Genomic DNA, 23068 nt, shown 5'->3' with positions numbered 1-23068 from the left:
GGTTGAAATACATACCATATGATATCTTATAACTTTCTGCTTCCTGTGTCAAGAACATGTTACACCTGGTTTAGTTGTCATAGAAAACTTCCCATAAATACAGTCCGTGACTGGGCGCAGTCTTGCCTGCCGCTTCGCGATTTCGGGCGGCAAGCATGGCTTTTATCTCCTCAGGGTGAAATTTACCAGAACCAATTTCAAGTAACGTGCCTGCTATAATTCGCACCATGTTGTATAAAAAGCCATTCCCTCTCACACGCATTTCAAGCCCGTCTGAGACGTTTTTCCACTCAAGGGCGTAAATCTCCCTCACCTTGTCTTGAACCTCTGTATTGGCCGCACAAAAGCTTGTGAAATCGTGTGTGCCAATGAGGTGCCCAGCAGCTTCTCTCATTTTGTCGACATCCAACGGGTAAGGATAGTGACAGGCATACTGTCTCGTAAACACATTTTGGTGCGTTTCCGTTGAGACCCTATAACGGTACTCCTTCGAAACGACACTAAAACGTGCATGAAACGATTCATTCACTTTCTCAGCCTTTAGAACCCTGATGTCATCAGGCAGGAGACTATTAAGGGCAAAAGGCCATCTTTCCATCGGGATGGCAAGCGGGGTGTCGAAATGGATGACCTGCCCCTTTGCATGAACACCACTGTCTGTCCGGCCAGAAGCCACAATCGGAATCAGTTCGTCTTGTTTATGCATTCTAGCAAGGGCAGATTCAATCTCCGTCTGAATGGTTCGCTGTCCTGGTTGCACTTGATACCCTTTAAAATGTGTCCCATCGTATGATACGGTACATTTTACTTTCATCTAGGCATCACCTAATTTCTAAGCAGCACAAGGAGTGCTGTTAACAGGATGAATAAAAGCAACGTGAACGTGTCTTTCATGCCCCAGACAAGCTGACGGTATTTCGTACGCCCTTCTCCCCCGCGGTAGCCTCTCGCTTCCATAGCGGTCGCCAATTCCTCCGCACGCTTAAACGCACTGACGAAAAGCGGGACAAGCAATGGAACAATCGCTTTTAAACGATCTTTCACGGGTCCGCTTGTAAAATCAACACCTCTTGCCATTTGGGCTTTCATGATTTTGTCTGTTTCTTCGAGTAAAGTCGGAATAAATCGAAGAGAGATAGACATCATAAGAGCAAGCTCATGAACAGGCAGCTTGATTTTACGGAAAGGATGCAGCAACTTCTCCATACCGTCTGTCACTTCAATAGGTGTTGTGGTCAACGTAAGAAGTGTTGTCATCATGATGAGATAGACAAAACGGAGTGAAATGAAAATCCCCTGTTTTAGACCTTCTTCATAAATATTCAGAAAACCAAAGTGAAAGAGCAAAGCGCCATCCTTTGTCATGAAGATATGCAGAATAAAGGTAAACAGAACAATCCAAAGGATGGGTTTCATTCCTTTGAGAATAAAGTACAGCGGCACCTGAGACACCATCACCACAAGAATAGTGAAGACACCTAAAAGCCCGTAAGTGATGTAGTTATTCGCAAAAAAGACAATAAAGACAAAAAAGAAAATTGATAACAGCTTTGTCCTTGGATCAAGACGATGGACAAAAGATGTACCCGGCACATATTTGCCGATAATCATACTATCCATCATGATGTCGTGTCCCCCTGATATAAAGCTGTTAAGGCTTCTGCCATTTCATCCATGGTCAGAAGCGGTCTCGGAAACGTCATCCCAAGCTTTTCTTCGACAGCCTGCTGGAATTTTATCGTTTCCGGGAGGTCCAGTCCGAAAGAAGACATGTCGGTACGATTGGCAAATAGCTCCCTCGGCGTACCTGTCGCCTTCACTGTTCCTTTGTGCATCACAATCATTTGATCCGCATAATGAGCGGCATCTTCCATACTGTGTGTCACAAGGATCGTCGTCAGGTTGGCTTTTTGATGAAGCTCATAGAACATGTCCATGATTTCTTTACGTCCGCGTGGATCTAATCCCGCAGTCGGCTCGTCAAGCACAAGCACTTCTGGCTCCATCGCTAGTACACCTGCAATCGCCACACGTCTCATTTGACCACCGCTTAATTCAAAGGGTGATCGAGATAACAAGGATTCAGGAAGGCCTACAAGCTTCAGCATCTCTTTAGCCTTGGCTTCTGCCTTTTCTTTTGGAACGCCGAAGTTCATCGGACCAAAACAGATATCCTTCAGAATCGTCTCCTCAAAGAGCTGATGTTCAGGAAACTGAAACACGATACCTACCTTTTTGCGAAGAGATTTCAGTTCCTTCTGCTTCTTATTGGCTTGTAAGACCGTATCTCCAAGCGCAATGCTCCCTTTTGTTGGTTTGAGCAGTCCATTTAAATGTTGCAGCAATGTCGACTTGCCAGAACCCGTATGACCAATGACAGCAACATAGCTGCCTTCTTTGATGGAAGCATTGACATCATACAAAGCGAGACGCTCAAACGGCGTTTTCATTTGATAACGATGCTCTAATTCTTTGATCGTAATGTCCATAGCTCTTTCACCAATCCTTCTTGTGTCAAATGGGCATTTGCAAGCGGCACACCTTGCTGCTTCAATTGCTTACTCAACCGGTAGGAAAATGGCAGATCAAGTCCAATCTGAACCAGCTGTTCATCTAGTTCAAATACTTCCTCTGGTGTTCCCTCGGCAAATTTCTTCCCGCCATTCATCACAATAACGCGGTCTGCCTTCGCAGCCTCGTCTAAATCATGTGTGATGGAAATGACCGTGACCGTTCCTTGTTCCTTCAGCAGTCTGACGGTTTCTAACACTTCTTCACGGCCAATCGGATCAAGCATTGATGTTGCTTCATCCAAGATCATGATGTCAGGGCTTGCGGCAAGTACACCAGCGATCGCTACTCTCTGCTTTTGCCCGCCTGATAGATGGTGCGGCTCTTGATCAAGAAACTCCTGCATATTGACCTGTTTGACAGCCCAATCTACACGCTCTATCATCAATTCCCGCTCAACCCCGTTATTTTCTAAACCAAAAGCCACATCATCACGAACCGTTGAGCCAACAAATTGGTTGTCTGGGTTTTGAAAGACCATGCCGACCTTTTTGCGAATATCCCAAACACTTTCTTCTTTCAGCTCAATCTCACCAACCTTGACCGTTCCTGCATCCGGTAAAATGAGCCCATTCAGTACACGGGCAAGTGTGGATTTACCTGAACCGTTGTGGCCAACAATGGCAAGCCATTCATTTTGATTCACATGCAATGACACTTGGTCTAAAGCGGGCTTGTCCGCATCTTTGTGATAACGAAATACAATGTCTTTTACGTCAATTAATGTCTTCTCCATCTCTACCGGACCTCCTCTCAGCTCAACCTCTACTTTGCCTGTTGCTAAAAAGCCGTAGTATCTAAAAAAGGGCATAGATCCAGTTATGAACTGTCCCGCCCTTTCTTAGATACACGATATGTGATTAAACTAATTCAATGACAGCCATTGGTGCGCCATCGCCGCGACGAGGTCCAAGCTTCATGATACGAGTGTATCCACCTTGGCGATCTTCGTAGCGAGTTGCAACGTCAGCGAATAATTTTTGAAGTGCATCTTGGTTTGTTTCAGCGTTAGCTACTTCGTTACGAATGTAAGCTGCAGCTTGACGGCGAGCATGAAGATCTCCGCGTTTGCCAAGAGTGATCATTTTTTCAACTACAGAGCGAAGTTCTTTCGCACGTGTTTCAGTTGTTTCGATGCGTTCGTTGATGATCAAATCAGTCGTTAGGTCACGAAGCATTGCTTTACGTTGTGCACTAGTGCGTCCTAGCTTTCTGTATGCCATGTGATGTCCCCTCCTTAATTAGAGATGCTGTATGAATAAAAAACACACGAAAATCCTAGTTCACAATGAAACTAGTCAATCGTCTTTACGAAGACCCAGTCCAAGTTCTTCTAGTTTCGCTTTCACTTCTTCAAGAGATTTACGTCCAAGGTTACGAACTTTCATCATATCCTCTTCTGTCTTGTTAGCAAGCTCTTGAACAGTGTTAATACCCGCACGCTTCAAACAGTTGTAAGAACGAACAGAAAGATCAAGCTCTTCAATTGTCATTTCAAGCACTTTTTCTTTTTGGTCTTCTTCTTTTTCAACCATGATTTCTGCATGCTGAGCTTCGTCAGTTAACCCAACGAAAATATTTAGGTGTTCAGTTAAAATCTTAGAACCTAGAGCGATCGCTTCTTTCGGTCCTGTGCTTCCATCAGTCCATACATCTAGTGTTAATTTATCATAGTTTGTGATTTGCCCAACACGGGTGTTCTCCACTTGATAAGTTACACGAGATACAGGTGTATAGATTGAGTCGATCGGAATCACGCCGATAGGCTGATCGTCTCTTTTGTTTGCATCAGCAGGATTATACCCGCGACCTCTTTGTGCAGTCAAACGAACACGGAAGCTCGCATTTTTGCCAAGAGTTGCGATGTGAAGATCTGGATTTAAGATTTCAATATCGCTGTCGTGTGTAATATCAGCAGCTGTTACAGTTCCTTCATCTTGTACATCAATTTCAAGCGTCTTCTCTTCTTCAGAGTAGATTTTGAGTGCAAGCTTTTTAATGTTTAAGATAATCGTTGTAACATCTTCAACCACGCCTTCGATCGTTGAGAATTCGTGTAAGACACCATCTATCTGGATCGATGTTACAGCTGCACCAGGAAGTGAGGATAAAAGGATACGACGAAGGGAGTTCCCTAAAGTGGTACCATATCCACGCTCAAGTGGCTCTACGACAAACTTGCCATACTTGGCATCGTCGCTGATTTCAACCGTTTCGATTTTTGGTTTTTCAATTTCGATCATCTAATAAAACCCTCCTTCAAAACGTCGAAACCTCGAATAGAATCATATGAGATTCCATCCGAAATTCCTCATTGTTTAGTCCCGTATGTGCTCAGGCAACGAGTCGTGTATTCGTCTCATAAATAACTGTATCATAACCCATTATTGACAGGGACACAAAATCTATACAAACAAATTACACGCGGCGACGTTTTGGTGGACGGCATCCGTTATGAGGAACTGGAGTTACGTCTCTGATTGCAGTAACTTCAAGACCTGCAGCTTGAAGCGCACGAATTGCAGCTTCACGACCAGAACCAGGACCTTTAACAGTTACTTCAAGTGTTTTAAGACCATGTTCGATAGAACCTTTAGCAGCAGTTTCAGCAGCCATTTGTGCAGCGAAAGGAGTAGATTTACGAGAACCTCTGAATCCTAATGCACCAGCACTTGACCAAGAAATTGCGTTTCCATGAACATCAGTAATCGTTACAATCGTGTTGTTGAAAGTGGAACGGATATGAGCGATTCCAGCTTCAATATTCTTTTTCACGCGACGTTTACGCGTATTTTGTTTACGAGCAGCAGCCATTCTTTAACTACCTCCTTTACTTATTTTTTCTTGTTAGCTACAGTACGACGCGGACCTTTACGAGTGCGCGCGTTGTTTTTTGTGTTTTGTCCACGAACAGGAAGTCCTCTACGATGACGGATTCCGCGGTAGCTTCCGATTTCAATTAGACGCTTAATGTTAAGTGAAACTTCACGACGAAGGTCACCTTCTACTTTAAGTTTGTCAATGATATCACGGATTTTACCTAGTTCGTCTTCAGTTAGATCGCGAACGCGAGTGTCTTCAGAAACACCTGCTTCTTTAAGGACTTGTTGAGCCGTCGTACGACCAATTCCAAAAACATATGTTAAAGAAATGACAACACGCTTATCACGTGGAATATCTACACCAGCAATACGAGCCATGATTTGGGCACCTCCTTGTTATTAGCCTTGTTTTTGTTTATGTTTTGGGTTTTCACAGATCACCATTACTTTTCCTTTTCTGCGAATCACTTTACATTTTTCACAGATAGGTTTAACAGATGGTCTCACTTTCATGTGTTTCCAACCTCCTTCTTCCGGAGTTGCTTTATTTGTAACGGTACGTAATTCTACCACGAGTTAAGTCATATGGAGATAATTCTACCGTAACTTTGTCTCCAGGTAAAATGCGAATGAAGTGCATACGGATTTTTCCTGATACATGAGCCAAAACTGTATGACCATTCTCTAGTTCAACTTTGAACATTGCATTTGGCAAAGTTTCTGCTACAGTACCTTCCACTTCAATTACATCGTCTTTCGCCATTCAAGTGTTCTCCCTTCTTCAAATCAGTAACTTGCTCTCTGATAAATGTCCAAATGAGATGTTCTCAATTGTCCATCTATCACCCGACCTGTTTTGAATATACTGTTCTGAACTTCCGGAGATACGCAATCATAAAAGGTTAAATGATTGATATTTTTTCTTAGGAGAATGAATTTACGCTTTTCTCCGTCTGCGATTAGTACATGGCAGCCATCGAACACGCCGATGACAACTGTATACTGATCTTGTTCTTTCCTTGGACTATACAGACAACCTGCCCGATTTGGGCCTGAAAGGCTTCAGTGAAGACCTAAATCTTAGTCAGTATATCAAAACCTGTATCTGTAATCGCAATCGTATGCTCAAAGTGAGCACACTTTTTCCCATCAACCGTTACAACCGTCCAGTTATCAGCCAGTGTTTTCACATATCGGCTGCCTGCGTTCACCATCGGTTCGATGGCCAACACCATTCCAGGTTTGAGCCGTGGGCCTTTGTTCGGCGGACCATAATGAGGAATTTGAGGGTCCTCATGAAGATCCTGTCCGACCCCATGTCCAACATATTCTCTAACAACTGAGAAATTCTCACCTTCAACATACGTTTGTATGGCATGGGAAATGTTTGACAGACGTTCACCTGGCTTTGCTTCCTGTAAGCCCTTATATAGAGATTCCTCTGTGACTTCCAGTAGTTTGCGGTCCTCATCACTGATTACCCCAACTGGATAAGTCCAAGCAGAGTCACCATGATAGCCATTTAACTTTGCGCCGATATCGATACTAATGATGTCTCCATCACGTAAAACCCGTTTACCAGGAATACCGTGAACGAGTTCTTCATTCACCGAAACGCAAATGCTCCCGCGAAAACCATTATACCCTTTAAAAGATGGGATTGCACCCTGCTTTGTAATAAAACGTTCGGCAATTTGATCCAATTCTTTTGTCGAAATACCTGGTTTTATGTGTTTCTTCAGCTCTTCATGAGTCAGTGCGACAATGCGTCCAGCTTCTCTCATAATCTCAAGCTCGCGAGGAGTTTTACAGATAATCATTTATTTAATCCCCCAAGCAGGTCCTTGATATCAGCGTAAACATCGTTAATGTGCTTCGCACCATCAATGTTTGCAAGATATCCTTTTTCTGAATAGAAATTCAGTAAAGGTTCAGTCTGCTTTAAGTTCACTTCAAGTCTTGTCGAAACGGTTTCTGCATTATCATCTGCACGTTGATAAAGCTCGCCTCCACACTTGTCACAAACATTTTCTTTCGCAGGTGGATTAAATACTAAATGATATGTTGCTCCGCAATCTTTGCAAATTCTTCGGCCAGTCAGACGCTCCATCAAAGCATCTTTATCGACTTTAATATTAATGACATAATCAATCGTTCTGCCAAGGTCCTTTAGAATGTCTTCTAAAGCTTCAGCCTGAGCGACAGTTCGCGGAAATCCGTCCAGAAGAAAACCTTGTTCACAATCATTCTTGCCAAGTCTTTCTCTAACAATACCGATTGTGACCTCATCAGGAACAAGCTCTCCTTTATCGATAAAGGATTTTGCTTCGAGTCCAAGTTGTGTCTCCTCTTTCATAGCAGCACGGAACATATCTCCTGTTGAGATATGAGGGATCCCATAATCATCAACAATTCGTTCTGCCTGAGTGCCTTTACCAGCACCCGGAAGCCCCATTAAGACTAAGTTCATTTCGGATTTCCCCTTCCTTACTTAGAGAGGTTGGGCAGGAGCCCAGCCCTCTGTTTTATTTCATAAATCCACGGTAGTTTCGTTTCACTAATTGGCTTTCAAGCTGTTTCATTGTTTCAAGTGCAACACCTACAACAATGAGAAGACTTGTGCCGCCAATTTGTGCAGCGGAAGGTAATCCAGCGAATTGAATGAAAAAGATAGGAAGTATTGAAATCACGGCTAAGAAAATGGCGCCCACAAACGTGAGTCGGTACAAAATGCTCGTAATTCTATCTTGAGTCATTTTCCCTGGACGAACTCCCGGGATATAGCCACCCTGCTTTTGCAGATTTTCAGCCATTTGTTCAGGGTTTACTTGGACAAAGGCATAAAAATATGTGAAAGCAACAATCAGTGCTACATAAATCGTCATACCGATTGGCTTAGTATAGTCAAAGTTGTTAGTTATCCAGGTTGTCACATTATTTGTTCCGAAGAACGATGCGATCGTCTGCGGAGTAATAATGAACGAAACGGCAAAGATGACTGGAATCACCCCTGCTGGATTCACTTTCAATGGAAGGTGCGTTGCTTGACTAGCAGACATTTGTGCACGGCCAGTTCCTTTTGAATATTGAATCGCAATCTTTCTCACTGCCATTTGAATGTAAATAACACCGATAACAATGACAAGAATAGCAATCACAATAAGGGCAATTTTCAGGATTTGCATGAACAGCTGTCCATCTCCACCTACAAATTGCTGAGCGTACACTTGCTTTAATGTTTGAGGGATACCTGCGATGATACCGGCAAAGATAATAATCGAAATACCGTTACCAACACCGTGAGCAGTAATCTGCTCTCCCAGCCACATTAAAAATGCTGTTCCCGCAGTGAGTACGACCGCAATTAAGAGATACGTTGAAACACCTGGGTTTTCAATCAGCATGCCTCCTGCCATATTGTTAAATCCATATGACATTCCTAACGCCTGGATAAATCCTAGAACAATTGTAAAATACCTTGTGAATTGTGCTAATTTTCGGCGGCCAACCTCTCCTTGCTTTGACCACTCAGTAAACTTCGGTACAACATCCATCTGCAAGAGCTGGATGATGATCGAAGCAGTGATATACGGCATAATCCCCATTGCAAGAATGGAGAATTGGAAAAGTGCCCCGCCCCCAAACGTGTTGAGGATTCCGAAAACACTCATTTGATCCTGTGCCTGGAGAACTTCGGCGTTCACATTAGGCACAGGGATGAAAGCACCTATACGAAAGACGACTAACATTAAAAGTGTAAATATAATCTTATTCCGTATATCTTTCACACGCATAAAATTGGAGATTGTCTTAAACAAGTTAGATCACCTCGGCTGTACCGCCAGCAGCTTCAATCGCTTCTTTAGCAGAAGCAGAGAATTTATTGGCTTTTACAGTTAATTTTTTTTCTAATTTACCGTTGCCAAGAATTTTTACTCCTGCTTTTAACTTGCTTATTGCACCAGTCTCTAGAAGAAGTTCAGGAGTGACTTCCGTTCCTTCGTCAAAACTGTTTAATCTGTCTAAGTTGATTACCGCGTAATCTTTACGGTTGATGTTTGTAAAACCACGTTTTGGAAGGCGTTGGAATAAAGGCATTTGACCACCTTCGAATCCAGGGCGTACACCGCCGCCAGAACGAGCGTTTTGACCTTTATGACCTTTACCAGAAGTTTTACCGTTACCTGATCCAATACCACGACCAACACGGTTGCGTACTTTACGTGAACCTTCTGAAGGCTTCAATTCATGAAGTTTCATTTGGGCACCTCCTTATCGATTAAAAATGTTTTATTGTTCTTTAACAGAAACTAAATGAGACACCTTGTTAATCATGCCGCGGATCGCTGCATTGTCTTCATGTACGACTGTTTGGTTTGTTTTCTTTAGACCAAGAGTACGAACAGTGACACGCTGATCTTCTGGGCGACCGATTACACTGCGTTTGAGGGTAATTTCTAATTTATTTGCCATTATTGTTCCCTCCTTATCCTAACAGGTCTTCTACAGATTTTCCACGAAGCTTCGCTACATCTTCAGCACGTTTAAGTTCACTTAAACCTTGAAGTGTTGCGCGGATCATGTTGATCGGTGTATTAGAACCTAGAGATTTAGAAAGGATATCAGCTAGACCAGCAAGCTCAAGTACCGCACGCACTGGGCCTCCAGCGATAACTCCTGTACCTTCTGAAGCAGGCTTCAATAGAACGTTTCCTGCACCGAATCGACCGATGATTTCATGTGGAATTGTAGTTCCAACCATTGGTACTTCAATTAAATTCTTTTTCGCGTCTTCAACAGCTTTGCGGATCGCTTCTGGTACTTCTTGCGCTTTACCAGTACCGAATCCTACATGACCGTTTTTGTCACCGACAACAACTAAAGCTGCAAAACGGAAACGACGTCCACCTTTAACAACTTTCGCTACCCGGTTAACCGTAACTAAGCGTTCTTCTAACTCTAATTTGCTTGGGTCAATACGACTCATTCGGATGTGTCCCTCCTTCTTTTATTAAAATTTAAGTCCAGCCTCACGAGCAGCTTCAGCTAGAGCTTTTACACGTCCATGATATAAGTATCCTCCGCGGTCAAATACCACGTTAGAGATGCCTTTTTCAACAGCACGTTTTGCAACAAGTTCGCCAACTTTAGTAGCAGCTGCAGCGTCAGAACTATTCTCGATCTTTAACTCTTTATCAAGAGTAGAAGCACTTACAAGTGTTACACCGTTAACATCATCAATTACTTGAGCGTAGATGTTCTTGTTAGAACGGAAAACGTTAAGGCGAGGTCTTTCAGCAGTACCTGAAAGTTTCGCACGAACACGAGCGTGTCTTTTAAGACGAGTAGCGTTTTTGCTAGTTTTCGTAATCATCCGAGTCACTCCTTTCTTCACATTAAGCGATCTTACTTACCAGTTTTTCCTTCTTTACGGCGAACGAATTCACCTTCGTAACGAATTCCTTTACCTTTGTAAGGCTCTGGAGCACGGACAGCGCGGATGTTAGAAGCTAGAGCTCCTACACGCTCTTTATCGATACCTTTAACGATTACTTTCGTTTGAGATGGAACTTCTACTTCAACTCCAGCCTCAGGAACGATTTCAACTGGGTGAGAGTATCCAACGTTAAGAACAAGTTTGTTTCCAGATTTAGCTGCACGGTAACCGACACCGATTAGTTCTAAACCTCTTTCGAAACCTTTAGATACACCTTCAACCATGTTTGCAATTAAGCTACGTGTTGTACCATGTAATGCACGGTGTTCTTTATTTTCAGACGGACGGCTTACAGTTAAGACGTTGTCCTCAATTTTAATTTCCATATCAGGGTGAAATGCACGAGTTAGTTCACCTTTTGGTCCCTTTACTGTCACTGTGTTATCGTTGTTTGTCACAGTTACTCCTGAAGGGATCTCGATTAGCTTTTTACCTATACGAGACATACCAAGCACCTCCATTCATCTTAAACTTTTTTTACCATACGTAAGCAAGTACTTCTCCACCAGCTTGTTTAGCACGGGCTTCTTTGTCCGATAAAACACCTTGTGATGTAGAAATAATTGCGATTCCAAGTCCGTTAAGTACACGTGGTACTTCATTTGATTTCGCATATACGCGTAAACCAGGTTTACTGATTCTTTTAAGACCAGTGATAACACGTTCGTTGTTTTGGCCGTATTTAAGGAACAAACGGATAATTCCTTGTTTGCTGTCTTCGACGTACTCAACGTCACGGATAAAACCTTCACGCTTTAAGATTTCAGCAATTTCTCTTTTGATTTTTGAAGCCGGTACTTCTAGCTTCTCATGACGTACCATGTTCGCATTGCGAATACGAGTCAGCAAATCTGCAATCGGATCTGTCATAACCATTATTTAATAACCTCCTTCCCATTTATGGGGATTACCAGCTGGCTTTTTTAACGCCAGGAATTTGTCCTTTATATGCAAGTTCGCGGAAACAAATACGGCAAAGTTTAAACTTGCGAATTACTGAATGTGGACGTCCACAACGTTCGCAGCGCGTATACTCTTGAACTTTAAACTTTTGTTTGCGTTGTTGTTTCGCAATCATAGACTTTTTAGCCACGATTTCGCCTCCCTTTCATTGATTATTTCTGGAACGGCATACCTACTTGAGTTAATAACTCACGTGCTTCTTCGTCCGTGTTGGCAGTCGTAACGATAACGATATCCATACCGCGGACTTTTGTTACTTTATCGTAATCAATTTCTGGGAAGATTAACTGTTCTTTAATACCAAGCGTGTAGTTTCCACGACCGTCGAAAGATTTCTTAGAAATCCCGCGGAAGTCACGTACACGTGGTAAAGATACAGAAATAAGTTTATCAAGGAAATCGTACATGCGCTCTCCGCGAAGTGTTACTTTCGCACCGATTGGCATTCCTTCACGTAGACGGAATCCAGCAATAGACTTCTTCGCACGAGTAACGACAGGTTTTTGACCAGCGATAAACGTTAATTCTTCAACAGCAGTATCGATTGCTTTAGCGTTTTGAACGGCGTCACCAACACCCATGTTGATCACGATTTTTTCGATTTTTGGCACTTGCATTACTGATTTGTATTCAAACTTAGAAACTAATGCAGGTGTAATTTCTTTTACATACTTTTCTTTAAGGCGGTTCATGAGAAAGACCTCCCTTCCTTATTTACTATTTATCTAGAACTTGCCCAGATTTTTTCGCTACACGGACTTTCTTTCCGTCCTCAACTTTATATCCAATACGTGTCACTTCACCCGTTTTAGGATCAAGCGGCATTACGTTTGATACGTGGATCGGCGCTTCTTGTTCAGAAATTCCGCCTTGAGGGTTAGCTTGGGTTGGTTTAGAGTGTTTTTTCACAAGGTTAATACCTTCTACTAAAACACGGTCCTTTTTAGGGAAAGCAGCAAGGATGACACCTTGTTTACCTTTATCTTTACCAGAGATAACCACTACTTTATCGCCCTTTTTAACATGCATTTAATCGCACCTCCTTGAGTCGCGGATTGTATTCATTAAAGTACTTCTGGTGCTAAAGAAACAATTTTCATATAGTTATTTTCACGAAGTTCACGTGCTACTGGTCCGAAGATACGAGTTCCACGTGGGCTCTTGTCGTCACGGATGATGACACATGCATTTTCATCAAAACTGATGTAAGATCCATCGTTTCTGCGAGCTCCGCTCTTAGTACGAACGATAACTGCTTTCACAACTTCACCTTTTTTGACAACGCCTCCTGGTGTTGCTTGTTTAACCGTACAAACAATGACATCACCGATGTTAGCCGTTTTACGTCCAGAGCCACCAAGAACTTTAATCGTTAGTACTTCGCGTGCGCCAGAGTTGTCAGCTACTTTTAAACGAGTCTCCTGTTGAATCATTAATGTTACCTCCCTTCGGAAAAAGAAATCCGAACTTTATTAGATAATAACAGCTTCTTCGACAACTTCAACTAGACGAAAGCGTTTAGTCGCAGATAATGGACGAGTTTCCATGACCTTTACGATGTCTCCGATTTTTGCTTGGTTGTTTTCATCATGTGCTTTGAACTTTTTAGAGTATCTTACACGTTTGCCATAAAGTGAATGCTTTTTGTATGTTTCAACTACAACAGTGATGGTTTTATCCATTTTGTCAGAAACAACACGACCTTGATACACTTTACGTTGGTTACGTTCGCTCATGTTTGCGGGGCCTCCCCTCTAATTATTATTTATTAGCAGCGATTTCTCTTTGACGAATCACAGTTTTCATGCGTGCGATTGATTTACGCACTTCACGAATGCGAGCAGTGTTTTCAAGCTGCCCAGTCGCTAATTGGAAACGAAGATTGAAAAGTTCTTCTTTAAGAGACTTTACTTTTTGTTCAATTTCAGCAGTGGTAAGGTCACGAATTTCATTAGCTTTCATTTGATTCACCACCAATTTCTTCACGTTTTACGAACTTCGTTTTAATTGGCAATTTGTGAGATGCAAGACGAAGAGCTTCACGAGCAACTTCTTCAGACACACCAGAAATTTCAAATAAAACTTTGCCCGGTTTTACTACAGCTACCCAGCCTTCTGGAGCACCTTTACCGGAACCCATGCGGACCTCTAGAGGTTTAGCTGTGTATGGCTTAGAAGGGAAAATTTTGATCCAAACTTTACCGCCACGTTTCATGTAACGAGTCATAGCAATACGAGCAGCTTCGATTTGACGGTTAGTGATCCAAGAAGCTTCAAGAGCTTGGATACCGAACTCACCGAAATGTACTTCAGTACCGCCTTTTGCACGACCACGCATTTTTCCACGATGTTCTCTGCGATACTTCACGCGTTTTGGCAATAACATATTATTTTCCTCCTTCCGCAGTATTCTTCTTAGTTGGAAGGACTTCTCCACGATAGATCCATACTTTTACGCCAAGCTTACCATAAGTAGTATCAGCTTCAGCAGTAGCATAGTCGATGTCAGCACGAAGTGTGTGCAATGGAACAGTACCTTCACTGTAATATTCAGAACGAGCAATATCTGCACCGCCAAGACGACCAGAAACCATTGTTTTGATTCCTTGTGCTCCAGCACGCATTGTGCGTTGGATTGTTTGTTTTTGTGCACGACGGAATGAAATACGATTTTCAAGTTGACGAGCGATGTTTTCAGCAACTAGCTGAGCATCAAGATCTGCTCTCTTGATTTCAAGAATGTTGATGTGTACACGTTTGCCAGTTAGGCTGTTAAGAGCTTTACGAAGTGCTTCAACTTCAGATCCGCCTTTACCAATTACCATACCTGGTTTAGCCGTGTGGATTGTGATATTTACGCGGTTTGCAGCACGTTCGATTTCTACTTTAGAAACAGACGCGTCAGACAAACGCTTGCTGATGAATTCACGGATTTTCAAGTCTTCATGTAAGAAGTCAGCGTAATCTTTTCCTGCGAACCATTTAGATTCCCAATCACGAATGACGCCAATACGAAGACCTACTGGATTTACCTTTTGACCCACGGATTATCCCTCCTTCTTTTCTGATACAACGATTGTAATGTGGCTAGTACGTTTGTTAATTGCGCTCGCACGACCCATAGCACGTGGACGGAATCTCTTAAGTGTTGGACCTTCGTCAACGAATGCTTGAGTAATCACTAGGCTGTTAGCGTCCAACTCGTAGTTGTGCTCAGCATTTGCGATAGCAGATTTTAATACTTTTTCAATAATTGGTGAAGCAGCCTTAGGTGTAAGGTTTAAGATAGAAACTGCTTCTCCTACTTGCTTACCTCGGATCAGGTCCATTACTAGACGTGCTTTACGAGGAGCAATACGGACTGTTCTTGCGACAGCTTTAGCTTGCATTTAAAAGCCTCCTCTCATTAGCGTCTTGTTTTTTTATCGTCACTAGCATGACCTTTGTAAGTACGGCTTGGTGCGAATTCGCCCAATTTGTGACCTACCATATCTTCAGAAATGAAAACAGGTACATGTTTGCGTCCGTCATAGACAGCGATTGTGTGACCGATGAATTGTGGGAAAATTGTAGAACGACGAGACCAAGTTTTTACGACTTGCTTTTTGTCAGTTTCATTCAATTTCTCGACTTTAGCCATCAAATGATCATCAACAAATGGTCCTTTTTTTAAGCTGCGAGCCATTGTGGAACCTCCCTTCGTGATTGAACTACGGTCCTAAATGAACCGTAGACAACCCCGTTACTTGTTTTTACGACGACGTACAATGAATTTATCAGACTTGTTGGTTTTCTTACGAGTCTTGAATCCAAGAGTCGGTTTACCCCATGGAGACATTGGTGATTTACGTCCGATTGGAGCGCGTCCTTCACCACCGCCGTGTGGGTGATCGTTAGGGTTCATTACAGAACCACGAACTGTTGGGCGTACGCCTTTCCAGCGAGAACGTCCAGCTTTACCGATGTTGATTAGTTCGTGTTGTTCGTTTCCAACTTGACCGATAGTCGCACGGCAAGCAGAAAGGATCATGCGTACTTCACCAGAGTTCAATCGTACAAGAACGTATTTACCTTCTTTACCTAGAACTTGAGCAGAAGTACCAGCAGAACGAACTAATTGTCCACCTTTACCTGGTTTTAATTCAATGTTATGCACAACTGTACCAACTGGGATGTTGATAAGTGGAAGAGCATTACCTGGTTTGATGTCAGCTTCTGGTCCAGAAGTAACTTCAGTACCAACTTGGATTCCTTTCGGAGCAAGAATGTAACGTTTCTCACCATCTGCATAGTTTACAAGAGCGATGTTCGCTGAACGGTTTGGATCATACTCGATTGTAGCAACGCGTCCAGGTATACCGTCTTTATCACGCTTAAAGTCGATGATACGGTATTGACGTTTATGACCGCCACCTTGATGACGAACAGTCAATCTACCTTGGTTGTTACGTCCGCCTTTTCTATGAAGCGGTGCAAGCAACGATTTTTCTGGTTTGTCAGTCGTGATTTCAGCAAAATCTGAAGTAGTCATGCCACGACGACCATTACTGGTTGGTTTATACTTTTTAATCGCCATTTTGAATTTCCCTCCTTCTTTTTAAGATTTACGCTTCAAAAATTTCGATTTCTTTGCTGTCAGCAGTTAATTTCACGATCGCTTTTCTGCGACGGCTAGTCATACCAGTGTAGCGTCCAACGCGTTTTGATTTACCTTTGTAGTTTTGAACGTTGACTTTCTCAACTTTCACTCCAAAGATTTCTTCAACAGCGTCTTTCACTTCTGTCTTGTTAGCTCTGACATCAACTTCGAACGTGTACTTCTTCTCTGTCATTAGATCAGCAGAACGTTCAGTAATGATAGGGCGCTTTAGAACATCACGAGGATCTTTCATTATGCAAGTCCCTCCTCTACTTTTTCAACCGCTGCTTTAGTGATCAGAAGTTTGTCGTGGTTGACAACGTCAAGAACGTTGATACCGTTAGCTTCAACAACTGTTACTCCAGGGATGTTACGAGCAGATAAAGCAACTGTTTCGTTTGCATCCGCAGTGACGATCAACGCTTTCTTCTCAACAGATAACCCTTTAAGGATGCCTGCGAATTCTTTCGTTTTCACTGCATCAAGAGTAAGATCTTCAAGAACGATGATGTTGTTGTCGATTACTTTAGAAGACAATACTGACTTGATAGCCAAGCGGCGAACTTTTTTAGGTAATTTATAAGAATAGCTGCGTGGTGTTGGACCGAATACGATACCGCCTCCGCGCCATTGTGGTGAACGGATAGAACCTTGACGAGCACGACCTGTACCCTTCTGTCTCCAAGGTTTACGACCTCCGCCACGTACTTCAGAACGAGTTTTTACTTTGTGAGTTCCTTGACGTAAGGAAGCTCTTTGCATAAGAATAGCATCGAATACTACGCTTTCGTTTGGCTCAATTCCAAACACAGAAGCGTTTAATTCGATTTCACCGTTAGTAGAACCGTTTTGGTTAAATAATGCTACTTTTGGCATGACTTGTTTCCTCCTTTCCTAAGAGAGTTATTTAGTTTTAACTGCACTCTTTACAGTTACTAGAGATTTTTTAGCTCCTGGTACGTTACCTTTGATCAAAAGAAGATTGCGTTCTGCATCAACTTTAACGATCTCAAGATTTTGGACAGTGATTTGCTCTCCGCCCATACGTCCTGGAAGAAGTTTACCTTTGAATACTCGGTTTGGATCAACAGGTCCCATTGAACCAGGACGACGGTGGTAACGTGAACCGTGAGTCATTGGTCCGCGTGATTGTCCGTGGCGTTTGATAGCCCCTTGGAATCCTTTACCTTTTGATGTTCCTGTTACATCTACGATATCTCCATTTGCGAAAATATCAACTTTGACTTCCTGACCAACTTCATACGCATCTAACTCCACACCGCGTAATTCTTTTACGAAGCGCTTAGGAGCAGTTTCCGCTTTAGCAACGTGGCCTTTCTCTGGTTTGTTAGAAAGCTTCTCACGTTTGTCGTCAAAACCGATTTGGATTGCTTCATAGCCATCCGTGTCAGTAGTCTTCTTCTGAAGAACAACGTTAGCAGCAGCCTCAACAACAGTTACAGGGATAAGATCACCGTTTTCTGCGAATACTTGCGTCATACCAATTTTTCTACCTAAGATTCCTTTGGTCATTCGTCACACCTCCTATAATATGTGTTTTCTATTTGAATTAAAGTTTGATTTCGATATCTACACCGGATGGTAAATCTAAACGCATAAGTGCATCAACTGTTTGCGGAGTTGGATTCACGATGTCGATTAGACGTTTGTGAGTACGCATCTCGAATTGCTCACGAGAATCTTTGTACTTATGCACCGCACGAAGGATTGTGTAAACTGATTTTTCAGTTGGAAGCGGAATTGGACCAGATACACTAGCACCAGAACGCTTAGCCGTTTCAACAATCTTCTCAGCAGATTGATCAAGAATTCTATGATCATATGCTTTTAAACGAATACGAATTTTTTGTTTTGCCATTATTTTCCCTCCTTTTCGCCTACTTACGTTAGACAGTTCTCCGTGAGAAAAACCTGATCACCTTGCCATGGCAAAGCGGCCGGGTGTGTCAGCAACCTCTCACTTCATCGCAGTCAAAGACCAACATGCACTATTGTACCAAATTGGCCTGCGTGTTGCAATAATAAATCGGATAAATTTATGATTTGCACACTTTTCATATTATACAGGGGTTCAGCCTATAAATCAAGCTTTCCCTGAAGATGATGTGTAGCTGTCTTCCTGACGATACGAATAAATTCTTCTGGCTCTTCAATATGCGGAGAATGCGCAGATTTTTTAAAAGTAAACCACTCTTTTATTGGTGCTGTAAGTTGATCAACATATGGTTTTGATACAGCAGCTGGTGTAATCATGTCATGTTCCCCGATGATAAAGTAGCAGGGTATTAATATAGAAGAAACTCGGTATTGAATGCTTTCGTTCATCAGCTCGTCCCACAGCAAATCCTGGCTATACTTCTGTCCCATAAGGAATTTCCACTTATCTTTTAGCTGATAATGCTTACTAACGAGAAATGCATACAGCATTTGAAAAATGGGCTTCCACCTATGCGTGAGCCCTACTTTTGCGAACTCTTTATATAGTGAGAATAAAGCATGAGCAGAGGTGCGTTTCCAAGGGGGTGGTGTCAGCAATCTTAGACATCTAGTGAAGAAATGCTTGCCTTGATATTTTTTTAGAAGAAGTTCGTACGATACAATATCCTCTTTTAATACATCAACCACCTGACTAATTCCATAATAGGCATGATACAAATCTGGGCGTTTATGTACAGCTTGTATGGCGATTAATGATCCCCATGAATAACCTGCAATGTATATTTTCGCTTGATCAGTATAGGAAAGTAGTTTTTCTGTAAGCTCAATCGTATCCTCTATGAATTGCCCAATGGTCATAGAAGACTCAGGAATGTTTTTTTGATAAGACAGTCCTGCACCACGCTGGTCCCAATGAACAACAGTGAAGTCTTGATCAAGTTCCTTATGAAAGGAATCGATATAACTCATTTGAGCTGAGCCTGGGCCACCGTGTAAAAATAATAAAACAGGTTTTATTTTTTTCGCTTGATCTTCTTTTATCATAATCCATTGATCAAGCCCGCCAATCAGCCACTTTTTCAACATTGTCTTCGCCATTCCAGTGATCCTCTCGGTTCCATTTAGATTCTATAGCTTATAGTAGCCGTTATGCACTGGAAAAGCAAAAAAAGAGACCCTTTTGCAAGGAGTCTCTTTTAACTGTTATTACTTAATGATAGTAGAAACGACGCCAGAACCTACAGTACGTCCACCCTCACGGATAGAGAAACGAGTTCCTTCTTCGATAGCGATAGTAGAGATAAGTTCAACTTCCATCTCAGTGTTATCGCCAGGCATTACCATTTCAGTACCTTCTGGAAGATGTACGATACCAGTTACGTCAGTTGTACGGAAGTAGAACTGCGGACGGTAGTTAGTGAAGAATGGAGTATGACGTCCACCCTCTTCTTTAGAAAGTACATAAACTTCAGCTTTGAAACGGCTATGTGGAGTGATTGTACCTGGTTTAGCAAGTACTTGACCACGTTGGATATCTTCACGAGATACACCACGAAGTAGTGCACCGATGTTGTCACCAGCTTCAGCATAGTCAAGAAGTTTACGGAACATTTCAACACCTGTAACAGTTGTTTTACCGTTTTCTTCTTGAAGACCGATGATTTCAACTTCGTCACCGACTTTAACTTGTCCACGCTCAACACGACCAGTAGCAACTGTTCCACGACCAGTGATTGAGAATACGTCCTCAACTGGCATCATGAATGGCTTCTCAGTGTCACGCTCTGGAGTTGGGATGTACTCATCAACCGCATCCATAAGTTCGAAGATTTTTGCTTCGTAATCAGCATCACCTTCAAGAGCTTTAAGAGCAGAACCTTTGATAACTGGTACATCGTCACCAGGGAAGTCATAGTCAGAAAGAAGGTCACGAACTTCCATTTCAACAAGTTCAAGTAACTCTTCATCGTCAACCATGTCACATTTGTTAAGGAATACTACGATGTAAGGAACACCTACGTTACGAGAAAGTAGGATGTGCTCACGTGTTTGTGGCATTGGACCATCAGCAGCAGATACTACTAAGATCGCGCCGTCCATTTGAGCAGCACCAGTGATCATGTTTTTAACATAGTCAGCGTGTCCTGGGCAGTCTACGTGTGCATAGTGACGAGTTTCAGTTTCATACTCAACGTGTGCAGTTGAGATTGTGATTCCACGCTCGCGCTCTTCTGGAGCACCATCGATTTGGTCATAAGCCATAGCTGTACCTTTACCAGATTTCTTATGAAGAACTGTTGAGATAGCAGCAGTTAGAGTTGTTTTACCATGGTCAACGTGTCCAATTGTACCAATGTTAGCATGCGATTTGGAACGGTCGAATTTTTCTTTAGCCATTCTAAAAATCCTCCTTAAAGGTTCATTGTATTTGGTATGAGTGATAGAAAGTGAAGAGTTACCTCCCACTTTCTGATCTTCAATAGTAGTTATACTTTAGTTTAAAGGCAAAATCAATTATTCACCTTTATTTTTTTTGATGATTTCTTCACTGATGCTCTTAGGCACTTCTTCGTAGTGATCCATGTGCATAGTGAAAGTACCGCGTCCTTGTGTGTTAGAACGGAGTGCAGTTGCATATCCGAACATTTCAGAAAGTGGAACCATAGCGCGAACAACTTGAGCGTTACCGCGAGCTTCCATACCTTCTACACGTCCACGACGAGATGTGATATCACCCATGATGTCTCCCATGTATTCTTCTGGGATAACGACTTCTACTTTCATCATTGGCTCAAGTAGAACTGGGTTACATTTGCTGACAGCATTTTTCAATGCCATAGATGCAGCAATTTTAAACGCCATTTCGTTAGAGTCAACATCGTGGTAAGATCCATCGAATAATTTTGCTTTGATGTCGATTAATGGGAATCCAGCTAATACACCATTTTCTAGTGAATCTTCAAGACCTGCTTGAATTGCTGGAATGTATTCACGTGGAACAACCCCACCGACGATTGCATTTGTGAATTCGAAGCCTGCGCCTTCTTCGTTTGGTTCGAATTCGATCCAAACGTGTCCGAACTGACCGCGTCCACCAGACTGACGTACGAATTTACCTTCAACTTTTGCACTAGAACGGAATGTTTCACGGTACGCAACTTGAGGAGCTCCTACGTTAGCTTCAACCTTGAACTCACGCTTCATACGGTCAACAATGATATCAAGGTGAAGCTCACCCATACCAGAGATGATCGTTTGACCAGTTTCAGTGTTTGTTTGTGTACGGAATGTTGGATCCTCTTCAGCTAGTTTAGCTAAAGCGATACCCATTTTATCTTGGTCAGCCTTAGATTTAGGCTCGATTGCTACATCGATAACTGGCTCTGGGAATTCCATAGACTCAAGGATAACAAGATTTTTCTCGTCACAAAGAGTATCACCAGTAGATGTATCTTTAAGACCAACAGCTGCTGCGATATCCCCTGCATATACAGTAGAGATTTCTTCACGGCTGTTTGCGTGCATTTGAAGGATACGTCCAACACGCTCACGCTTGTTCTTAGAAGAGTTCTTCACGTAAGAACCAGAATCAAGTGTTCCAGAGTATACGCGGAAGAAAGTTAGTTTCCCAACATAAGGGTCAGTCATAACTTTAAATGCAAGAGCTGCGAATGGTGCGTCATCAGTAGACTCACGTACAACCTCTTCATTTGTATCTGGCAATGTACCTTTGATTGCAGCAACATCAGTTGGTGCAGGAAGGTAGTCAAGCACAGCGTCAAGTACAAGCTGAACACCTTTGTTTTTGAAAGCAGATCCAACAAGAACTGGGTAGAATTCAACATTCAAAGTTCCTTTACGGATTGCAGCTTTCAATTCAGGAATTGTGATTTCTTCACCCTCAAGGTATTTTTCCATAAGCTCTTCATCAAGCTCAGCGACAGCTTCAATTAAGCTGCTGCGAAGCTCTTCAGCTTTGTCTTTATACTCAGCAGGGATTTCTTGTGCATCAGAGCGAGTTCCAAGGTCATCTTCGTAGAAGTATGCTACGTTTTCTACAAGGTCGATGATTCCTTCGAATTGATCTTCAGCGCCGATCGGCAATTGAATTGCATGAGCGTTCGCTTGAAGACGATCTCTTAATGTGCTTACAGAGTAAAGGAAGTCCGCACCGGTTTTATCCATTTTGTTAACGAATACGATACGAGGTACTCCGTAAGTTGTTGCTTGGCGCCAAACTGTTTCAGTTTGAGGCTCTACACCTGATTGTGCATCAAGAACAGCAACCGCACCATCAAGTACACGCAAAGAACGTTCAACTTCAACAGTGAAGTCTACGTGTCCTGGTGTATCAATGATGTTTACACGGTAACCTTTCCATTGTGCTGTAGTAGCAGCAGAAGTGATTGTAATACCACGTTCTTGCTCCTGCTCCATCCAGTCCATTTGTGAAGCTCCTTCGTGAGTTTCACCAATTTTATGGATACGACCAGTGTAGTACAAGATACGCTCAGTCGTTGTCGTTTTACCGGCATCGATGTGAGCCATGATACCAATATTACGAGTTTTGTCTAAGGAGAACTCTCTTGCCATTGGGTAATTTCTCCTTCCTTATTA

General features: G+C 42.5%; 37 protein-coding genes. All 37 read right to left on the bottom strand.

What is annotated here, in order from left to right:
* Nucleotides 1-70: 70 nt before the first annotated feature.
* Complete coding sequence (gene truA / locus MHB38_RS00895) at nt 71-814, bottom strand: tRNA pseudouridine(38-40) synthase TruA (RefSeq protein WP_046526523.1); 744 nt, start codon at nt 812-814, stop codon at nt 71-73.
* A gap of 11 nt (nt 815-825) precedes the next feature.
* Nucleotides 826-1623, bottom strand: a complete 798-nt coding sequence (locus tag MHB38_RS00890) for an energy-coupling factor transporter transmembrane component T family protein (RefSeq protein ID WP_008345215.1) — start codon at nt 1621-1623, stop codon at nt 826-828.
* Nucleotides 1620-2489 carry an energy-coupling factor ABC transporter ATP-binding protein gene (locus tag MHB38_RS00885; protein WP_052320839.1) on the bottom strand — a complete coding sequence of 290 codons (870 nt, stop codon included), beginning with the start codon at nt 2487-2489 and terminating at the stop codon, nt 1620-1622. Before MHB38_RS00885 ends, MHB38_RS00890 begins: the two co-directional genes overlap by 4 nt.
* Entirely contained in the window at nt 2465-3307 is an 843-nt protein-coding gene (locus MHB38_RS00880; RefSeq protein ID WP_008345218.1) for an energy-coupling factor ABC transporter ATP-binding protein, read from the bottom strand. The genes MHB38_RS00885 and MHB38_RS00880 overlap by 25 nt, the downstream gene beginning before the upstream one ends.
* Before the next feature lie 124 nt (nt 3308-3431).
* The gene (gene rplQ, locus MHB38_RS00875; protein ID WP_003216944.1) at nt 3432-3794 is read right to left on the bottom strand and encodes a 50S ribosomal protein L17; all 363 of its coding nucleotides are present in this window, start codon (nt 3792-3794) and stop codon (nt 3432-3434) included.
* A gap of 75 nt (nt 3795-3869) precedes the next feature.
* Nucleotides 3870-4814 carry a DNA-directed RNA polymerase subunit alpha gene (locus MHB38_RS00870; protein WP_003217009.1) on the bottom strand — a complete coding sequence of 315 codons (945 nt, stop codon included), beginning with the start codon at nt 4812-4814 and terminating at the stop codon, nt 3870-3872.
* Nucleotides 4815-4989: 175 nt separating this feature from the next.
* A complete protein-coding gene (gene rpsK, locus MHB38_RS00865) occupies nt 4990-5385 on the bottom strand; it encodes a 30S ribosomal protein S11 (protein WP_003217231.1) in 396 nt (131 codons plus the stop codon).
* A 20-nt stretch (nt 5386-5405) separates the two neighbouring features.
* On the bottom strand, nt 5406-5771 hold the full coding sequence (gene rpsM / locus MHB38_RS00860; RefSeq protein ID WP_003217023.1) for a 30S ribosomal protein S13: 366 nt from the start codon (nt 5769-5771) through the stop codon (nt 5406-5408).
* A 21-nt stretch (nt 5772-5792) separates the two neighbouring features.
* Nucleotides 5793-5906, bottom strand: coding sequence for a 50S ribosomal protein L36 (gene rpmJ / locus MHB38_RS00855; protein WP_003156543.1), 114 nt, complete (start codon nt 5904-5906; stop codon nt 5793-5795).
* Nucleotides 5907-5937: 31 nt separating this feature from the next.
* Entirely contained in the window at nt 5938-6156 is a 219-nt protein-coding gene (gene infA, locus MHB38_RS00850; RefSeq protein ID WP_003217190.1) for a translation initiation factor IF-1, read from the bottom strand.
* Nucleotides 6157-6466: 310 nt separating this feature from the next.
* The gene (gene map / locus MHB38_RS00845) at nt 6467-7213 is read right to left on the bottom strand and encodes a type I methionyl aminopeptidase (RefSeq protein WP_007496338.1); all 747 of its coding nucleotides are present in this window, start codon (nt 7211-7213) and stop codon (nt 6467-6469) included.
* The gene (locus MHB38_RS00840; protein WP_007496336.1) at nt 7210-7863 is read right to left on the bottom strand and encodes an adenylate kinase; all 654 of its coding nucleotides are present in this window, start codon (nt 7861-7863) and stop codon (nt 7210-7212) included. Before MHB38_RS00840 ends, map begins: the two co-directional genes overlap by 4 nt.
* A gap of 55 nt (nt 7864-7918) precedes the next feature.
* On the bottom strand, nt 7919-9211 hold the full coding sequence (gene secY, locus MHB38_RS00835; RefSeq protein ID WP_007496334.1) for a preprotein translocase subunit SecY: 1293 nt from the start codon (nt 9209-9211) through the stop codon (nt 7919-7921).
* 1 nt (nt 9212) lies between these two features.
* Nucleotides 9213-9653, bottom strand: a complete 441-nt coding sequence (gene rplO, locus MHB38_RS00830) for a 50S ribosomal protein L15 (protein ID WP_003216888.1) — start codon at nt 9651-9653, stop codon at nt 9213-9215.
* A gap of 30 nt (nt 9654-9683) precedes the next feature.
* On the bottom strand, nt 9684-9866 hold the full coding sequence (gene rpmD, locus MHB38_RS00825) for a 50S ribosomal protein L30 (RefSeq protein ID WP_003217067.1): 183 nt from the start codon (nt 9864-9866) through the stop codon (nt 9684-9686).
* Nucleotides 9867-9879: 13 nt separating this feature from the next.
* Nucleotides 9880-10380 (bottom strand): 30S ribosomal protein S5, encoded by a 501-nt coding sequence (gene rpsE, locus MHB38_RS00820; protein WP_007496332.1) that lies wholly within the window; start codon nt 10378-10380, stop codon nt 9880-9882.
* A gap of 24 nt (nt 10381-10404) precedes the next feature.
* Nucleotides 10405-10767 carry a 50S ribosomal protein L18 gene (rplR, locus tag MHB38_RS00815; RefSeq protein ID WP_003216951.1) on the bottom strand — a complete coding sequence of 121 codons (363 nt, stop codon included), beginning with the start codon at nt 10765-10767 and terminating at the stop codon, nt 10405-10407.
* Between the two features lie 32 nt (nt 10768-10799).
* A complete protein-coding gene (gene rplF, locus MHB38_RS00810) occupies nt 10800-11336 on the bottom strand; it encodes a 50S ribosomal protein L6 (protein ID WP_008345395.1) in 537 nt (178 codons plus the stop codon).
* Between the two features lie 31 nt (nt 11337-11367).
* Complete coding sequence (rpsH, locus tag MHB38_RS00805; protein ID WP_007496327.1) at nt 11368-11766, bottom strand: 30S ribosomal protein S8; 399 nt, start codon at nt 11764-11766, stop codon at nt 11368-11370.
* Between the two features lie 31 nt (nt 11767-11797).
* The gene (rpsN, locus tag MHB38_RS00800) at nt 11798-11983 is read right to left on the bottom strand and encodes a 30S ribosomal protein S14 (RefSeq protein WP_008356542.1); all 186 of its coding nucleotides are present in this window, start codon (nt 11981-11983) and stop codon (nt 11798-11800) included.
* A gap of 22 nt (nt 11984-12005) precedes the next feature.
* Nucleotides 12006-12545: a 50S ribosomal protein L5 gene (gene rplE / locus MHB38_RS00795; RefSeq protein ID WP_003217159.1), complete on the bottom strand. Its 540-nt coding sequence runs from the start codon at nt 12543-12545 to the stop codon at nt 12006-12008.
* A gap of 25 nt (nt 12546-12570) precedes the next feature.
* Nucleotides 12571-12882, bottom strand: a complete 312-nt coding sequence (gene rplX / locus MHB38_RS00790) for a 50S ribosomal protein L24 (RefSeq protein WP_007496325.1) — start codon at nt 12880-12882, stop codon at nt 12571-12573.
* 35 nt (nt 12883-12917) lie between these two features.
* On the bottom strand, nt 12918-13286 hold the full coding sequence (rplN, locus tag MHB38_RS00785; protein ID WP_003216882.1) for a 50S ribosomal protein L14: 369 nt from the start codon (nt 13284-13286) through the stop codon (nt 12918-12920).
* A 39-nt stretch (nt 13287-13325) separates the two neighbouring features.
* Nucleotides 13326-13589, bottom strand: coding sequence for a 30S ribosomal protein S17 (gene rpsQ, locus MHB38_RS00780; protein ID WP_003216906.1), 264 nt, complete (start codon nt 13587-13589; stop codon nt 13326-13328).
* Between the two features lie 25 nt (nt 13590-13614).
* Nucleotides 13615-13815 carry a 50S ribosomal protein L29 gene (rpmC, locus tag MHB38_RS00775; RefSeq protein WP_003217155.1) on the bottom strand — a complete coding sequence of 67 codons (201 nt, stop codon included), beginning with the start codon at nt 13813-13815 and terminating at the stop codon, nt 13615-13617.
* Nucleotides 13805-14239, bottom strand: a complete 435-nt coding sequence (gene rplP, locus MHB38_RS00770) for a 50S ribosomal protein L16 (protein WP_003225801.1) — start codon at nt 14237-14239, stop codon at nt 13805-13807. The genes rpmC and rplP overlap by 11 nt, the downstream gene beginning before the upstream one ends.
* A gap of 1 nt (nt 14240) precedes the next feature.
* Complete coding sequence (gene rpsC / locus MHB38_RS00765; protein ID WP_003217241.1) at nt 14241-14897, bottom strand: 30S ribosomal protein S3; 657 nt, start codon at nt 14895-14897, stop codon at nt 14241-14243.
* A 3-nt stretch (nt 14898-14900) separates the two neighbouring features.
* Entirely contained in the window at nt 14901-15242 is a 342-nt protein-coding gene (gene rplV / locus MHB38_RS00760) for a 50S ribosomal protein L22 (RefSeq protein ID WP_007496316.1), read from the bottom strand.
* 17 nt (nt 15243-15259) lie between these two features.
* Nucleotides 15260-15538: a 30S ribosomal protein S19 gene (gene rpsS / locus MHB38_RS00755; protein ID WP_003216920.1), complete on the bottom strand. Its 279-nt coding sequence runs from the start codon at nt 15536-15538 to the stop codon at nt 15260-15262.
* A gap of 57 nt (nt 15539-15595) precedes the next feature.
* Entirely contained in the window at nt 15596-16429 is an 834-nt protein-coding gene (gene rplB / locus MHB38_RS00750) for a 50S ribosomal protein L2 (RefSeq protein WP_007496314.1), read from the bottom strand.
* A gap of 28 nt (nt 16430-16457) precedes the next feature.
* Entirely contained in the window at nt 16458-16745 is a 288-nt protein-coding gene (rplW, locus tag MHB38_RS00745) for a 50S ribosomal protein L23 (protein ID WP_003217016.1), read from the bottom strand.
* Entirely contained in the window at nt 16745-17368 is a 624-nt protein-coding gene (gene rplD, locus MHB38_RS00740) for a 50S ribosomal protein L4 (protein WP_007496312.1), read from the bottom strand. Before rplD ends, rplW begins: the two co-directional genes overlap by 1 nt.
* A gap of 27 nt (nt 17369-17395) precedes the next feature.
* Nucleotides 17396-18025: a 50S ribosomal protein L3 gene (gene rplC / locus MHB38_RS00735; RefSeq protein WP_007496311.1), complete on the bottom strand. Its 630-nt coding sequence runs from the start codon at nt 18023-18025 to the stop codon at nt 17396-17398.
* 37 nt (nt 18026-18062) lie between these two features.
* Complete coding sequence (gene rpsJ, locus MHB38_RS00730) at nt 18063-18371, bottom strand: 30S ribosomal protein S10 (protein ID WP_003156464.1); 309 nt, start codon at nt 18369-18371, stop codon at nt 18063-18065.
* Between the two features lie 218 nt (nt 18372-18589).
* A complete protein-coding gene (locus tag MHB38_RS00725) occupies nt 18590-19549 on the bottom strand; it encodes an alpha/beta fold hydrolase (protein ID WP_202734059.1) in 960 nt (319 codons plus the stop codon).
* A 108-nt stretch (nt 19550-19657) separates the two neighbouring features.
* Nucleotides 19658-20848 (bottom strand): elongation factor Tu, encoded by a 1191-nt coding sequence (gene tuf, locus MHB38_RS00720; RefSeq protein ID WP_007496302.1) that lies wholly within the window; start codon nt 20846-20848, stop codon nt 19658-19660.
* 117 nt (nt 20849-20965) lie between these two features.
* On the bottom strand, nt 20966-23044 hold the full coding sequence (fusA, locus tag MHB38_RS00715) for an elongation factor G (protein WP_007496301.1): 2079 nt from the start codon (nt 23042-23044) through the stop codon (nt 20966-20968).
* Nucleotides 23045-23068 lie beyond the last annotated feature (24 nt).

Source organism: Bacillus sp. FSL K6-3176 (assembly GCF_038003325.1).
Classification (GTDB): Bacteria; Bacillota; Bacilli; order Bacillales; family Bacillaceae; genus Bacillus; species Bacillus altitudinis.
This window is presented reverse-complemented; position numbering and strand designations above follow the sequence as displayed.